This is a genomic window from Leucobacter sp. UCD-THU (assembly GCF_000349545.1).
GTDB lineage: Bacteria > Actinomycetota > Actinomycetes > Actinomycetales > Microbacteriaceae > Leucobacter > Leucobacter muris.
Genome location: NZ_KB714604.1, coordinates 284,792 through 298,867, shown reverse-complemented (window position 1 = coordinate 298,867; position 14,076 = coordinate 284,792). Strand labels below are relative to the sequence as shown.

At 68.8% G+C, this 14,076-nt stretch carries 12 protein-coding genes and 1 tRNA gene; 5 read left to right on the top strand and 8 right to left on the bottom strand.

What is annotated here, in order from left to right:
- Positions 1 to 60: 60 nt before the first annotated feature.
- The 4 genes from murA to H490_RS28815 form a co-directional block, all read right to left on the bottom strand.
- Complete coding sequence (murA, locus tag H490_RS28830; protein WP_031290229.1) at positions 61 to 1,389, bottom strand: UDP-N-acetylglucosamine 1-carboxyvinyltransferase; 1,329 nt, start codon at positions 1,387 to 1,389, stop codon at positions 61 to 63.
- A 74-nt stretch (positions 1,390 to 1,463) separates the two neighbouring features.
- Entirely contained in the window at positions 1,464 to 2,066 is a 603-nt protein-coding gene (leuD, locus tag H490_RS28825) for a 3-isopropylmalate dehydratase small subunit (protein ID WP_017884991.1), read from the bottom strand.
- Positions 2,067 to 2,068: 2 nt separating this feature from the next.
- Positions 2,069 to 3,559, bottom strand: coding sequence for a 3-isopropylmalate dehydratase large subunit (leuC, locus tag H490_RS28820; protein WP_017884990.1), 1,491 nt, complete (start codon positions 3,557 to 3,559; stop codon positions 2,069 to 2,071).
- A gap of 197 nt (positions 3,560 to 3,756) precedes the next feature.
- On the bottom strand, positions 3,757 to 4,776 hold the full coding sequence (locus H490_RS28815) for a TerC family protein (protein ID WP_017884989.1): 1,020 nt from the start codon (positions 4,774 to 4,776) through the stop codon (positions 3,757 to 3,759).
- Positions 4,777 to 5,128: 352 nt separating this feature from the next.
- Here H490_RS28815 and H490_RS28810 point away from each other — a divergent pair, with 352 nt between their 5' ends.
- Positions 5,129 to 5,875, top strand: coding sequence for a TIGR00645 family protein (locus H490_RS28810; protein ID WP_017884988.1), 747 nt, complete (start codon positions 5,129 to 5,131; stop codon positions 5,873 to 5,875).
- Between the two features lie 104 nt (positions 5,876 to 5,979).
- Here the strand turns inward: H490_RS28810 and H490_RS28805 are convergent, their stop codons facing one another.
- Positions 5,980 to 7,572, bottom strand: coding sequence for an isocitrate lyase (locus H490_RS28805; RefSeq protein ID WP_017884987.1), 1,593 nt, complete (start codon positions 7,570 to 7,572; stop codon positions 5,980 to 5,982).
- A 220-nt stretch (positions 7,573 to 7,792) separates the two neighbouring features.
- On the opposite strand from H490_RS28805, the gene H490_RS28800 reads away from it, so the two are divergent.
- Positions 7,793 to 7,874 (top strand) — tRNA-Leu (locus H490_RS28800).
- Positions 7,875 to 8,004: 130 nt separating this feature from the next.
- On the opposite strand, the gene H490_RS28795 is transcribed toward H490_RS28800, so the two are convergent.
- On the bottom strand, positions 8,005 to 8,952 hold the full coding sequence (locus H490_RS28795) for an EamA family transporter (RefSeq protein WP_017884986.1): 948 nt from the start codon (positions 8,950 to 8,952) through the stop codon (positions 8,005 to 8,007).
- Between the two features lie 195 nt (positions 8,953 to 9,147).
- On the opposite strand from H490_RS28795, the gene H490_RS28790 reads away from it, so the two are divergent.
- From H490_RS28790 to H490_RS28780, 3 genes are read left to right on the top strand one after another with little or no spacing between them, the layout of a single operon-like run.
- Positions 9,148 to 10,089, top strand: coding sequence for a MerR family DNA-binding transcriptional regulator (locus tag H490_RS28790; protein ID WP_017884985.1), 942 nt, complete (start codon positions 9,148 to 9,150; stop codon positions 10,087 to 10,089).
- Positions 10,090 to 10,098: 9 nt separating this feature from the next.
- A complete protein-coding gene (locus H490_RS28785) occupies positions 10,099 to 10,443 on the top strand; it encodes an antibiotic biosynthesis monooxygenase family protein (protein WP_017884984.1) in 345 nt (114 codons plus the stop codon).
- Positions 10,440 to 11,339 carry a dihydrodipicolinate synthase family protein gene (locus H490_RS28780; RefSeq protein ID WP_017884983.1) on the top strand — a complete coding sequence of 300 codons (900 nt, stop codon included), beginning with the start codon at positions 10,440 to 10,442 and terminating at the stop codon, positions 11,337 to 11,339. Before H490_RS28785 ends, H490_RS28780 begins: the two co-directional genes overlap by 4 nt.
- 91 nt (positions 11,340 to 11,430) lie before the next feature.
- On the opposite strand, the gene H490_RS28775 is transcribed toward H490_RS28780, so the two are convergent.
- Together H490_RS28775 and H490_RS28770 are read right to left on the bottom strand one after the other, a co-directional pair.
- Positions 11,431 to 12,525, bottom strand: a complete 1,095-nt coding sequence (locus tag H490_RS28775) for a hypothetical protein (RefSeq protein WP_017884982.1) — start codon at positions 12,523 to 12,525, stop codon at positions 11,431 to 11,433.
- 71 nt (positions 12,526 to 12,596) lie between these two features.
- Positions 12,597 to 14,069: a peptide MFS transporter gene (locus H490_RS28770; protein WP_017884981.1), complete on the bottom strand. Its 1,473-nt coding sequence runs from the start codon at positions 14,067 to 14,069 to the stop codon at positions 12,597 to 12,599.
- Positions 14,070 to 14,076: the final 7 nt, after the last annotated feature.

Below are 14,076 nucleotides of genomic sequence, written 5' to 3'. Positions count from 1 at the left end.
ATTATCCCGCTCCCGCGCCCCCGGCACGGCATACCGTGCCGGGGAGGCGATATCGAGGGATCAGCTCTCGTAGACGAAGTCGGCGCCGAGCTGCCGCAGCTTCTCGATGAAGTTCTCGTAGCCGCGCGAGATGATGCCGATGTTCGTGACCTTCGAGCTTCCCTCGGCGGTGAGCGCCGCGATGAGGTGGCTGAAACCGCCCCGCAGGTCGGGCACCTCGATGTCGGCACCCGTGAGCGGGGTGGGCCCCGTGATCACGGCGGCCTGCTCGAATTCGCGGCGCATCACGCGGCGGGTGCTGTCGTGCAGCCCCTCCTTGTAGACCACGATGTCGGCGCCCATCTTGTTGAGGGCCTCGGTGAATCCGAAACGGTTCTCGTAGACCGTCTCGTGAATCGTCGACACGCCCTGGGCCTGGGTGAGGGCGACGACGAGAGGCTGCTGCCAGTCGGTCATGAAGCCGGGGTGCACGTCGGTCTCGATGGTCACCGGCTTGAGGTCGCCCCCGGGATGCCAGAAGCGGATGCCGTCAGAGTGCACGTCGAAGTCGCCGCCGACCTTGCGGAAGACGTTGAGGAAGGTCATCATCTCCTCCTGCTTCGCGCCTCCGACGAACACGTCGCCCTTCGTGGCGAGGGCGGCTGCGGCCCAGCTGGCGGCCTCGTTGCGGTCGAAGATCGCCGCGTGGTCGTAGCCCCGCAGCTCTTTCACGCCCTCGATGAAGATGACGCGGTTGGGCTCGACCGTGATGATCGCGCCCATCTTCTGCAGGATGCAGATGAGGTCGATGATCTCGGGCTCGATCGCCGCGTTGCGCAGCTCGGTCTGCCCCTCGGCGAGCACGCTCGTGAGCAGCACCTGCTCGGTGGCGCCGACCGACGGGTAGGGCAGCTCGATGTTGGCGCCTTTGAGCCCGTTGGGGGCCGTGAGGCTGATGCCGCTCGGCAGCTTCTCGACGACCGCACCGAACTTGCGCAGTGCGTCGAGGTGGAAGTCGATGGGCCGGTCGCCGATGCGGCACCCGCCGAGGTCGGGGATGAACGCCTCGCCGAGACGGTGCAGCAGCGGGCCGCAGAAGAGGATCGGGATGCGGGACGACCCCGCGTGCGCGTCGATGTCGGCCTGGTGGGCCACCTCGACGTTCGAGGGGTCCAGGCGCCACACGCCCGGCTCGTCGCCGCGGGTGATCAACACGCCGTGCAGGGCCAGCAGACCGGCGACGACGCGCACGTCGGAGATGTTCGGCACGTTGCGCAGCACGCTGGGCGACTTGCCGAGCAGCGCCGCCACCATCGCCTTGGTGGCGAGGTTCTTGGCGCCGCGCACCTCGATCCGCCCCTGCAGAGGCCGACCGCCGTTGATGAGGATCTCATCGGAGGTCAGCCCCACGCGGGCGCCGGCTTTCTGAGCGTCTTTCTTGAGCCCTTCGGCGGTCGTGTCGTCGTTCGGTGCGTCCTGCTCGCTCACGCGGCCTCCAGCGGGGTTGTGGTCGGCATCCAGGTCGGTCGCCGAGCCTCGAATTCAGTGATTGCCGACTCGTTGCGAAGGGTCAGCGAGATGTCGTCGAGCCCCTCCATCAGACGCCAGCGGGTGTAATCGTCGACCTGGAACGGCACGGTCAGGTCGCCGACCGAGACGGTGCGGTCTTCCAGGCTCACGGTCAGCTGCACTCCGGGCTCGGCGTCGATCGCCGCCCAGAGCTTCTCGACGTCGGCCTCTTCGACCTGGGCGGCGAGCAGACCCTGCTTCCCGGAGTTGCCTCGGAAGATGTCGGCGAAGCGCGGCGAGATGACCACCTTGAAGCCGAAGTCGCGCAGCGCCCAGACGGCGTGCTCCCGCGACGATCCGGTGCCGAAGTCGGGGCCGGCGACCAGGATCTCGGCGCCCTGGAAGACGGGCTGGTTGAGCACGAAGCCCTCATCTTGCCGCCAGTGGTAGAAGAGCGCGTCGTCGAAGCCGGTCTTGGTGACGCGCTTCAGGAAGACGGCGGGGATGATCTGGTCGGTGTCGACGTTGGAGCGCTTCAGCGGTGCGGCGATGCCCGACATCGTGATGAACTTGTCCATGGTTACGCTGCCTCAACCTTCTCGGCGGCGTGCGCCGCGCCGTCCGCGTCGTGCGTGATGCCGTTCTCGGCATCCTCCTTCAGATCCCAGGGGCTCGAGAGCGTGCCGCGGATCGCGGTCGCGGCGGCGACGAGCGGAGACACGAGGTGGGTGCGGCCACCCTTGCCCTGGCGGCCCTCGAAGTTGCGGTTCGAGGTCGAGGCGCAGCGCTCCCCCGGGGCCAGCTGATCGGGGTTCATGCCGAGGCACATCGAGCAGCCCGCGAAGCGCCACTCGCCGCCGAACTCCTCGACGATCTTGTCGAGGCCCTCGGCCTCGGCCTCGAGGCGCACACGGGCCGAGCCGGGCACCACCATGAGGCGCACCCCCTCGGCCTTCTTCTTGCCCTTGATGATGCTGGTGAAGGTGCGCAGGTCGTCGAGACGGCTGTTCGTGCAGGAGCCCATGAAGACCGCGTCGACCGCGATCTCCTTCATGGGCGTGCCGGCCTCGAGGTCCATGTACTCGAGCGCTCGCTCGGCGGCGGCGCGCTCGTTCGGATCCTCAATGTGGACGGGGTTCGGCACACGATCGCTCAGCAGCACGCCCTGGCCGGGGTTCGTGCCCCAGGTCACGAAGGGCTCGAGCTCGCCGGCATCGATGAACACCTCGCGGTCGAAGACGGCGCCGTCGTCGGTGGGCAGCGTCTTCCAGTACTCGACGGCGCGATCCCAGTCGTCGCCCTGCGGCGCGTGCGGACGACCCTTGACATAGTCGAAGGTGATCTCGTCGGGCGCGACCATGCCCGCGCGGGCACCGGCTTCGATCGACATGTTGCAGATCGTCATGCGGCCGTCCATCGAGAGGCTGCGGATCGCCGATCCGCGGTACTCGAGCACATAACCCTGCCCGCCGCCGGTGCCGATCTTCGCGATGACCGCGAGGATGATGTCCTTCGCGGTCACGCCGGGGCGCAGCTCGCCCTCGACGTTGATCGCCATGGTCTTGAACGGCTTGAGCGGCAGGGTCTGGGTCGCCATCACGTGCTCGACCTCGCTCGTGCCGATGCCGAACGCGAGAGCGCCGAAGGCGCCGTGGGTCGAGGTGTGGCTGTCGCCACAGACCACCGTGATGCCCGGCATCGTGAGGCCGAGCTGCGGACCGACGACGTGCACGATGCCCTGCTCTTTGTCGCCGAGCGGGTGGGCGCGCACGCCGAAGTCCTCGACGTTGTGGCGCAGCGTTTCGATCTGCAGCCGGCTCGTCGGATCCTCAATCTGACGGGTGATGTTGACCGTGGGGGTGTTGTGATCCTCGGTGGCGATCATGAGATCGACGCGGCGCAGGGGCCGGTTCGCCATGCGCAGGCCGTCGAAGGCCTGCGGACTGGTGACCTCGTGGATGAGGTGCAGGTCGATGTAGATGAGATCCGGCTCGCCGTTCTCGCCCTTCACGACCACGTGGTCGTCCCACAGCTTCTCGGCCAGAGTTCGGGGCTTGGTTGCTTCAGTCATACGTGCGCTTCTCTATTCCGTAACTTGCATGCGCCAACGCGCGCGATTGCTTTTCGGCCGTGCCGGACTCCGCGACGGGAGGGCCGAAATGCTACACCCCGTCGCGGCAAGGAAGAAGAAGCTGCCGACGACGCATAGCGAAGAGTCTACCACCGGGTGCCCGCGTTCCCTGGAAGCGGGCACCCGGTGCGACCGGTTCAGTCGCCGGGGTTCTCGTGAGCGCCGAGGTGCAGCCGCTCGCCGGTGCGCTTCGCCTCGCGGTTCATCTTCACGACGCTCGCAACCGTCGCGATCGCCATCGCCGTGACGATGAAGCCGAGCGACACCCACGTGTTGATCTCGGGCACCGGCACGTGCTCGCCGCCGTTGATGAAGGGCAGCTCGTTCTCGTGCAGGGCGTGGAAGATGAGCTTCACGCCGATGAAAGCGAGGATCGCTGCGATGCCGTACTTGAGGTACTCCAGGCGATCGAGCAGGCCGCCGAGCAGGAAGTACAGCTGGCGCAGGCCCATGAGCGCGAAGACGTTGGCGGTGAAGACGATGAAGGGGCTCTGCGTGATGCCGAAGATCGCGGGGATCGAGTCGAGCGCGAACAGCAGGTCGGTGGCGCCGAGCGAGATCAGCACGAGCAGGAAGGGCGTGAACATGCGCTTGCCGTCGACCGTGGTGCGCAGCTTGCCGCCGTCGTAGTGGTCGCTGAAGGGGAACATCCTCTTCGCGAGACGCACGGCGAGCCCGTCGCCCTGCTCGTCGTGCCCGCCGGGCTTGACCTGCTGCCACGCCGTCCAGATGAGCCAGGCTCCGAACAGGAAGAACACGGCGATGAAGCGCTCGATGATGGCCGCGCCGGCCAGGATGAACAGTCCGCGGAAGATCAGCGCGAGGATGATGCCGATCATGAGGGCCCGCTGCTGGTAGGCGTACGGCACCTTGAAGCTGCCGAGGATCAGCACGAACACGAAGAGGTTGTCAATCGAGAGGCTGTACTCCGTGAGCCAGCCCGCGAGGAACTCGGTGCCGTGCTGCACATCGCCCAGCAGGAACATGCAGCCGGCGAAGACGAGGGCGAGCAGCACGTAGAAGCCGACCCAGAGGCTGGCTTCGCGCATGCTCGGCACGTGCGGGCGCTTGATGATGAGGAGCAGGTCGATGACGAGGATCGCGACGAGCACGACCATCGATCCGATCTCGAACCAGAGCGGAAGAACAGGGGTCACGGCAACTCTTTCGGTGTGGCGCGGGTACGCGGAGTAACCGAAAGTCTCTCCCCGGCGAGGCTCCCCGCGAAGCGGCGGAACCCCACCGCGTCCGCACCGGCCGGGCCACGGAGCCCGGCGTACTGACGACACGGACGAAACGGAATACTCCCTCTCGAAGGCACCATCATACCCCGGCGGGGCCGAGCGCTCAGCGCTCGTCGGCGAGTCGCGGGGTCCGCCGAGAGATCGGCGCTCCCGGCTCGTTCCGATCGACGGGCGGGTGCGCGCAGCGCCCCGCACCGTCGCGTTCCCAGCGCGAGACGGGGTTCGCCTCGCTACGATGTGATCCTCCGCAGACGAAAGGACGCCCGTGACCGACCGTTCGACCCCTCCGATCGAGCGCAGCACCCAGCGGGGTCCCGGCCCCGCCTCCCGCACGCTCGCCGGATTCATCTTCGCGAGCCGCTGGCTGCAGGCCCCGCTCTACCTCGGCCTCATCATCGCCCAGGCGGTCTACGTCGTGCTCTTCTTCGTCGAGCTCTGGCACCTCATCGAGGGCGCCATCCTCGAGGGCCACATCAGCGAGACCGAGGTCATGCTCAGCGTGCTCGCGCTCATCGACATCGTGATGATCGCGAATCTGCTCATCATGGTGATCATCGGCGGCTACGAGACCTTCGTCTCGAAGATCCGCGTCGAGGGCCACCACGATGAGCCCGACTGGCTGTCGCACGTGAACGCCAACCTGCTCAAGGTGAAGCTCGCGATCTCAATCATCTCGATCTCGTCGATCCATCTGCTCAAGACCTTCATCGAGGTCGGCCGCATGGACGGCGGCCTCGTGCACAACGCGAACGGCACGGTGCTCTACTCGTGGGACGGCGTGCTGTGGGAGGTGGTGATCCACCTCGCGTTCATCGTCTCCGCTCTGGCGCTCGCCTGGATCGACAAGATGAGCCACCAGCACCCCGCCGCGCCGAAGAACGAGCAGCTCACGGCTGGGCGCCTGGAGGCGTCGCTGCGGGACCCCGCCCCGGCCCCCGCGGCCGACGGCTACGTGACCGTCCGGCTCCCCGCCGGCTCGCAGCTTCCCGAGGGCGCCCGCATCCTCGAGTGAACGCGGACCGCTGAAACGCGCGAACGGGGGCCCGACTTCGGTTTTCGAACTTGTTTTCGAATTAAATCGNCGACCAGCAGTAAAAACCCGTTCGAAAATTCGGATCAGAACTGGTTCATGGTGTTGTCCTTGCCGCCTGCCTTGAGGGCCGCGTCACCGGCGAAGTACTCCTTGTGGTTGTCGCCGATGTCGCTGCCGGCCATGTTCTGGTGCTTGACGGTGGCGATGCCCTGGCGGATCTCCTGGCGCTGCACGTCGCGCACGTAGGTGAGCATGCCCTCGTCGCCGAAGTACCCCTTCGCGAGATTGTCGGTGGACAGCGCAGCCGTGTGGTAGGTCGGCAGGGTGATGAGGTGGTGGAAGATGCCGGCGCGAGCCGATCCGTCGCGCTGGAAGGTGCGGATCTTCTCGTCGGCGAGGCGCGCGAGTTCGGTGCCGTCGTACTCGACGCTCATGAGGTTGTCGCGGTCGTAGGCCGCCACGTCCTCGCCCCGCTCGACGAGCAGGTCGTAGGCCTGCTGACGGAAGTTGAGGGTCCAGTTGAACGAGGGGCTGTTGTTGTAGACGAGCTTCGCGTTCGGCACGGCCTCGCGGATACGGTCGACCATGCCCGCGATCTGCTCGACGTGAGGCTTCTCGGTCTCGATCCACAGGAGGTCGGCGCCGTTCTGCAGGGAGGTGATGCAGTCGAGCACGCAGCGCTCCTCGCCGGTGCCGGAGCGGAACCGGTACAGGTTGCTGGCGAGGCGCTTCGGGCGCAGCAGCTTGCCGTCGCGCTTGATCACGACGTCGCCGTTGCCGAGCTCGTCCTCGGAGATCTCCTCGACGTCGAGGAACGAGTTGTACTGGTCGCCGAGATCGCCGGGAACGTTCGTCACCGCGAGCTTCTGGGTGAGGCCGGCGCCGAGCGAGTCGGTGCGGGCGACGATCACGCCGTTGTCGATCCCCAGCTCGAGGAACGCGTATCGCACGGCGTTGATCTTCGCGATGAAGTCCTCGTGCGGCACGGTGACCTTGCCGTCCTGGTGGCCGCACTGCTTCTCGTCCGACACCTGGTTCTCGATCTGGATGGCGCAGGCCCCGGCCTCGATCATCTTCTTCGCGAGCAGGTAGGTGGCCTCGGGGTTGCCGAAGCCGGCGTCGATGTCGGCGATGATCGGCACGACGTGCGTCTCGTAGTTGTCGATCTGCGACTGGATGAACTCGACGGCGGTCTCGTCGCCCGCCCGGCGGGCGTCGTCGAGCTGGGTGAAGAGCAGGTCGAGCTCGCGGGCGTCGGCCTGGCGCAGGAAGGTGTAGAGCTCCTCGATGAGCGCGGGCACCGCGGTCTTCTCGTGCATCGACTGATCGGGCAGCGGCCCGAACTCGGAGCGCAGGGCCGCGACCATCCAGCCCGAGAGGTAGAGGTAGCGCTTGTTGGTGGTCTCGAGGTGCTTCTTGATCGAGATCATCTTCTGCTGCCCGATGAAGCCGTGCCAGACGCCGAGCGACTGCGTGTAGACCGACGAGTCGGCGTCGTACTCGGCCATGTCGCGTCGCATGATGTCGGCGGTGTACTGCGCGATCTCGAGGCCCGTCTTGAATCGGTTCTGAGCCCGCATGCGGGCGACGTGCTCGGGGTTGATCGCATCCCAGCTCGGACCGTTCTGCTCCTTGAGCGCCTCGACGGCCTCCCTGTCGTTCTGGAACGCACTCATTCTGACTCCTTCGTATGATGGCGGCTAGCTCCGAAATGAACTACTTCTACTCTGGGGTACGCCAGACCCCCGCCACGCACGAATCCCGGGATGAAGATTCGCGGTATTTCTGCGCGGCGGAAATCTTGCTCGCCGGGCGGTCGGATCGCTCCGATCCGACCGCCCAGGGGCCGCCGCCACGAGCCGATAGGCTGTCAGCTGCCCCGCGGACCGGGGCCGCGCGCGAGTGGCGGAATTGGCAGACGCGCTGGATTTAGGTTCCAGTGTCCTCGGACGTGGGGGTTCAAGTCCCCCCTCGCGCACCTGAGACGGCCCCTGGGCCGGACGACGGCCCGGCGCTCGGAGCATCGGCGGCACCCGGGAGGAGGCGTCCGCCCCGCCCCGGGCTCGCCGTGATGGGCGGCTTCGGAGTGTTGCTCGCCGCCGCGCCGGTCACACTGCGGAGGCGGCGGGCCGGCGAGCCCGCAGGATCTCCCCCGTCTTCACCGCGACCACTCCGGCGATGATCAGCGCCGCGCCCGCCCACTGCGCGCCCGTGGGGACGACCGCGAGCAGCACGATGGTCCAGACGATGCCGAACAGCGCCTCCGAGTACCCGGTGAAGCTCGCGACCGTCGCTCCGAGCCTGCGGGAGGCGGCGACGCCGAGCACGTAGGAGAGCACCGTCGAGATGAGCACCATGCCCGCGACGACGACCGCGGGAGGCAGCTCGGCGCCCGCGATCGCCGCCGGGGCGCCGGTGACCGCGAACGGCAGCAGGCCCGTCGCGCTCACCACGACCAGCATCACCGCTCCGACCGCGAGGCCGAGCCCCACGAAGGGGATCGGCGGGATGCCGTGGTCGCTGCTCGCCCCCGTCGCGTAGTACGCGGCATTGCCGATCGCCGCGATGAGCGCGAAGACGATGCCCATCGGGTGGAGTGCTCCGCCCGCTCCGGCGCCCGATATCGCGACGAGGCCGAGCACGGCGACGGCGGCGCCGATCAGCGTCAGCGCGGCCGGCGCCACGCGCGTTCGGGCCCAGATCCAGAGCATCAGGATCACGGGCCCCATGAACTCGATGAGCAGCGCCAGACTCGGTGGGATGAACTGCACCGCCATGAAGAACGCGAGTTGACAGCCGGCGACCGCGAGCACGCCGAACAGCAGGATCGGCCGCCACGCGGCCCGCACCGTGCGCCACCGGCCCCGCAGAGCGAGCGCGGTGGGCACCGCGAGCACGAGGGCCGCGAGGGTGATCCTCGCGGTCGTCGCGGCTCCCGCCGACCACCCCGCTGCGAGGAGCGCGCTCGCGAAGCTGCCCGACAAGGCGAACGAGGCCGCGGAGCCGACCGCGAGCAGGAATCCGGTGACGGGAATCGCCCGCGTCGCAACCGGCATCGGCACCTCCGTGAATCGCCTGAACCCGTCATGAGACGGCACTGCCCGCCAGGATATCGCCGACCGCGACCGCTTCGGGCCACGGGAACGTGCCGACGGTCCCGCCGACGCCGAGTCGCGGCTCGGACGGCTCGCTCCCCTCCGATTTGACCCTGCCCCCGGGGGCAGGGTTTACGCTGACGGCAGAGGAGGAGCATGCGTATCGGAGAACTCGCGAAGCGCACCGGGGCATCGGTCAAGGCGATTCGCTACTACGAGAGCATCGGCCTGATCGAGCCCGCCCGTCTCGACAACGGGTACCGGGTGTTCGACGAGCACCACGCCCGCGCCGTGACCGAGATCCGTGAGCTCGCGGGCCTCGGCGTGTCTCCCCAGCGCGCGGCGCCCTTCCTCGAGTGCCTCGGTCTGGGGCACGAGCACGGCGACGACTGCGTGAGTTCGCTCGCGGTCTATCGCGACACGATCGCCGACCTCACCCGCATGATCGACGCGCTCGCAGCGCGGCGCGCCGCGCTGCGGCACCGCTTGGAGGCGGGCGCCGGACGGACCTTCACGAAGGAGCAGACGATGACCGACTACACGATCCTGCCCGAGGGGCTGCCGCGGCCCGAGGACGACGGGGCCGCCGATCACCTGCCCGGCATGAGCGTGCCGCGGCTCGAACTGCCGACGAGCGACGGCCGCACGCTGCGGTTCGCCGACCTCGGCCGCGGCCGCACCGTCGTCTACCTCTACCCGCTGACCGGCCGACCGGGCGTCGACCTGCCCGAGGGCTGGGACGCCATCCCCGGCGCCCGGGGCTGCTCGACAGAGGCCTGCGATTTCCGCGACCACTTCGGCGATCTGCTCGCGGCGGGCGCCGAACGGGTGTACGGCATGTCGAGCCAGGATCCCGCGTACCAGGCAGAGGTCGTCGACCGCCTGCGGCTGCCCTTCGCCATGATCTCGGACGAGGGGTTCGCGCTGGCCGACGCGCTGCGGCTGCCGACGTTCGCCGCCGCTGGTCACGACCGCCTGTACTCGCGCCTGACGCTGATCGTTCGCGACGGCCTGATCGAGCACGTCTTCTACCCGATCTTCCCGCCCGACGCGCACGCCCGGCAGGTGCTCGACTGGCTCGAGCGCACCCCCGCCTGAGAGGCCCGCATGTCGAAGACTCCGAAGTACAGTTCGACCTTCATCTTCGAGGTCGGCGCTCTCGATGACGAGTTCCACCGCATCGACACCGAGATCGCGCAGCGCGCCAGGCGCATCAAGGGCTTCCTCGGAGAGGAGGCCTGGCACAACGAGCGGACCGGCCTGCACGCCGAGGTCTACTACTGGTCGAGTTTGGAGGCGCTGCGCGAACTCATCGGCATGGACACCCATCGCGTCGCGAAGAGCCGATACGGCGAATGGCTCGGCGGCTACCGCGTCGTCATCGCCGAGGTGACGGCCGTCTACGGCGACGCGGTCCTCGGGCTCGAGCATCGGCCGGAGCCCGAGCGATGAGCCTGTTCTCCGGCCTCAGCGCCTTTCCCCTCACGCCACTGCTCGACGACGCCGTCGATGAGCGCGCATTCGCCGGCATCATCGAGCGCCTGGCCGACGCGGGGGTCGACTCGATCACCGCCCTCGGCTCCACCGGCTCCTACGCCTACCTCACCGTGGAGGAACGCGCACGGGTGGCCGCTCTCGCGGTCGAGCACGCGGGCGACGTGCCGGTGTTCGTCGGCGTCGGCGCGTTGCGCACCTCGCACGTGCTGGCGAACGTCGAGCACGCCGAGCAGGCCGGCGCACGTGGGCTGCTGCTCGCCCCCATGACCTATCAACCGCTGACGCACGACGACGTGTTCGAGCTGTTCCGCAGCGTCGCCGAGCGCACCGAGCTGCCCGTGATCGTATACGACAACCCGGGCACCACCCGCTTCGCCTTCACCGTCGAGCTCTACGCGCGCATCGCCGAGCTGCCGGGCGTCTCCGCCATCAAGATCCCGGGTGCACCCCGCGATCCCGTCGACGCCCGCCGCCACGTCGACACGATCCGAGCCGCGGTGCCCGAACGCGTCACCGTCGGGATATCCGGCGACGCCTTCGCGGCGGCAGGTCTGAACGCGGGATGCGATTCCTGGTACTCGGTCATCGGCGGCACGCTGCCGGAGCCGGCCGTCGCCATCACACGCGCCGCCCTCGGCGGCCGGCCTCATGAGGCGACCGCCGAGTCGCAGCGCCTCGCGCCGCTCTGGGCGCTGTTCGCCGAGTTCGGCGGCAGCGTGCGGGTCGTCGCGGCGATCGCCGAGCACCTCGGTCTCGCACGGGAGGGGTGCCTGCCGCTGCCGCTCCGCGGTCTCGCGCGAGAGCAGCGCGCTCGGGTCGTCGAGACCGTGACCGCGCTCGGTCTCGTCTGAACGCCCCGAGGCGCGGCGCCCGGGAGACGAGACGGTCACCCGAAGGCGCGGACCTGGCCCGCGGGCTCACCCCATTCCGACCGCGGCCGCCCTACCCCAGCTCGAACCCGGTGCGCGGGTGAGCGACCCCGTTGATCTGCAGCGCCACGCCGTACCGCCCCGGATAGTAGCGGCGCGTGGTGATCGCCCTGAACGAGTGCGAGGCCCGCACGACGGTGCGCTCCCCCGGACCGAGCGTGCGCTGCGCGATCTTGAAGACCTTCGAGCGCTCCTCGCCTCGAGCCCCCGGGAAGAACAGCGCGTAGTCGATCACGAGGCGCGCCGGATCCGCCCCCGTGTTCTCGACCTCCGCCTCGAAGGCGACGGCGCCGCCCGCCTCGACCCGCACGGGCGAGACCTCGAGCGGCGAGACCTCGACGAGCGCCGGCGGAAAGCCCAGCAGCTCGAGCGCACCGGCGTCGCCCCGCTTCACGAGCGTGCGCAGCGCATGGCGGGACACCCGCTCGAGATGATCGCCGCCCGCGTCCCGCCAGCCGCGCACGACCTCCACGGCGAACGCGGCATGCCCGCGGCTGTGGTCGTTGACGTGGTTCGCGACCGAACGGCGCACGTTCTCCTCGGCATCGTCGTGGAGGGCGTCGAGGATCACCCTCGTCGGCGACGGGTCGGCGACGAGGGCGGGGAGGCGCTCGGCCCACGGCAGCAGCGGGCGACTGCCCTCGGTCGCGAGCCGGCGCACCCTCCAGTCGGGGTCCGTCGTCCACGACGCCATGCGGTCGAGCCCGCGATCGAGGTCGTGCAGCAGCAGCGGGCGGATCGCGAACTCCGAGGTGAAGCGCTTCGTCAGCTGCCGCAGCACCTCGAGCGAGTCGTCGAACGCCGACTCGGTGCGCTCGGCGACCGCGCGCCGGGCGGAGGCGAGCCCGACCGGCCAGAGCGCCCACCCGTCGAAGCCGGGGTGCTCGATCGCCGCGCGCACCACGCGCGCGAGTTCGGCGTGATCGCCGGGCAGATCGAGCAGGATCCCGTCGGCGAGGCTCCTCGCACGTCGACTCAGCGTCAGCGCGCTCAGCCCGGCGGCCGCCTCGCGCGTGGCCTCGAAGCGACGGCCGGGCGCCGCGTCCTGCAGCGCGCCGAGCAGCGATCCGACGCTCTCGTCGCCGAGCAGCTCATCGGTCATCGACATCCGGGCCTCCGTTCCCCGCGCTCAGTATACGAAGGCGGGGAGCGGCGGCGGGAGGCGGCGCTCGGGCAGGATCAGCGCAGCCCCGCGGAGAGGGCTCGCTGCAGCGGGGTGCGGAACAGCCAGAGCGCGACACCGAGACCGAGGCCGATGGCCACGATCACGACGAAGTACGGCACGGGATCCATCACCTCGAACAGCTGGCCGAGCAGCCCCGAGATGGAAGAGCCGAGCGCCAGCGTCAGCGCGTTCAGGCCGATGAGCTGCAGTTTGAAGGCGGCCGGGCCGATCCGCGTCGCCAGAGACAGGCCGATCGGTCCGATGAAGACCTCGGACGAGCCGGCGACGATCATCACGACGATCACGAGCAGCAACGGGATCTGGACCCCCGGGGTCTCGGGGAAGAGGATGAGCGCCACCATCATCAGCACGTACGCGAGCCCCATCTGCACGAGCCCCAGGGCGAACTTCGCGGGTGCACCGGGCCCGTCGTTGCCGCTGCGACCCCAGAAGCGGGCGATCACCGGCGTGATGAGCACGGCCGAGAGCTGGCTGATCATCGTGATCCAGGGCACCGGCATGCTCCAGCCGCCGATCACGAGATCCACGCGCTCGGTGATGAGGAACGTGATCGCGGTGAACTGCTGGAACAGCAGACCGAAGTAGACGCCCGCGGCGAGGAAGAGCGGCAGGTACGCCGCGACGCGACGCTTCTCGTCCCGGCTCACGCTCTTCGCCGAGAGCATCATGATGAAGTACCAGGCCGCGGCCAGCAGGATGAGCACCGTGGCGACGGAGGCGAGCTGCTCGGCGCGCACCGAGCCCGTCGCGAGCAGCAGGCCGACGACCGTTCCGACCAGCGCGGCGCCGACCGCGATCCCGAGCGCCCTCGCACGGGCGATGGGTCGCGCGACCACGTTGGTGCGCTCCGGCAGCTTTCGCATCGAGACGACGTACTGCACCAGCGCGCCCGTCATGCCGATCGCGGCGAGCCCGAAGCCCCAGTGGAAGCCCCACTCGTTCTGCACGAAGCCCGTCGACATCGGGCCGAGCACCGCGCCCACGTTGATCGCGAGGTAGAAGTAGGCGAAGCCGACGTCGCGCTGCCCCTCATCCCGCCCGTCGACGACGATGCCGACGATGTTCGTGATGTTGGTCTTCAGCGCGCCGGTGCCGAGGATGATGAGCACGAGGCCGACCGCCACCCCGGTGATGCCGGGGATCACGGCCAGCACCAGGTGGCCCGCGGTGATGACGAGTCCGCCCCAGAACACCATCCATTTGGGGCTCATGACGCGCTCGCCGAGCCAGGCGCCGAGCAGCTGCGCGAGATAGACGGATCCGCCGTAGGCTCCCACGATTCCGGCCGCGGCCGCCTTGGGCAGCTCGAGTCCCCCGTCCTGCAGGTTGAAGTAGAGGTAGAGCGTCAGGATGCCGTTCAGCCCGTAGAAGGAGAATCGCTCCCAGAGCTCGGTGAAGGCGAGCCCCCAGATGGTGCAGGGAAGCTGGTTCACCGAGATCGTGCTCGTCGAGGTTTCACGAAGCATGGTGCGG

Bases quoted from the DNA above. Each gene is read 5' to 3' on its own strand.
- H490_RS28790 (WP_017884985.1), top strand. From the start codon at position 9,148: ATGCGTATCGGAGAACTCGCGAAGCGCACCGGGGCATCGGTCAAGGCG.
- H490_RS28775 (WP_017884982.1), bottom strand. From the start codon at position 12,525: ATGTCGATGACCGATGAGCTGCTCGGCGACGAGAGCGTCGGATCGCTG.
- H490_RS28795 (WP_017884986.1), bottom strand. From the start codon at position 8,952: ATGCCGGTTGCGACGCGGGCGATTCCCGTCACCGGATTCCTGCTCGCG.
- H490_RS28780 (WP_017884983.1), top strand. From the start codon at position 10,440: ATGAGCCTGTTCTCCGGCCTCAGCGCCTTTCCCCTCACGCCACTGCTC.
- leuC (WP_017884990.1), bottom strand. From the start codon at position 3,559: ATGACTGAAGCAACCAAGCCCCGAACTCTGGCCGAGAAGCTGTGGGAC.
- H490_RS28785 (WP_017884984.1), top strand. From the start codon at position 10,099: ATGTCGAAGACTCCGAAGTACAGTTCGACCTTCATCTTCGAGGTCGGC.
- H490_RS28770 (WP_017884981.1), bottom strand. From the start codon at position 14,069: ATGCTTCGTGAAACCTCGACGAGCACGATCTCGGTGAACCAGCTTCCC.
- leuD (WP_017884991.1), bottom strand. From the start codon at position 2,066: ATGGACAAGTTCATCACGATGTCGGGCATCGCCGCACCGCTGAAGCGC.
- H490_RS28805 (WP_017884987.1), bottom strand. From the start codon at position 7,572: ATGAGTGCGTTCCAGAACGACAGGGAGGCCGTCGAGGCGCTCAAGGAG.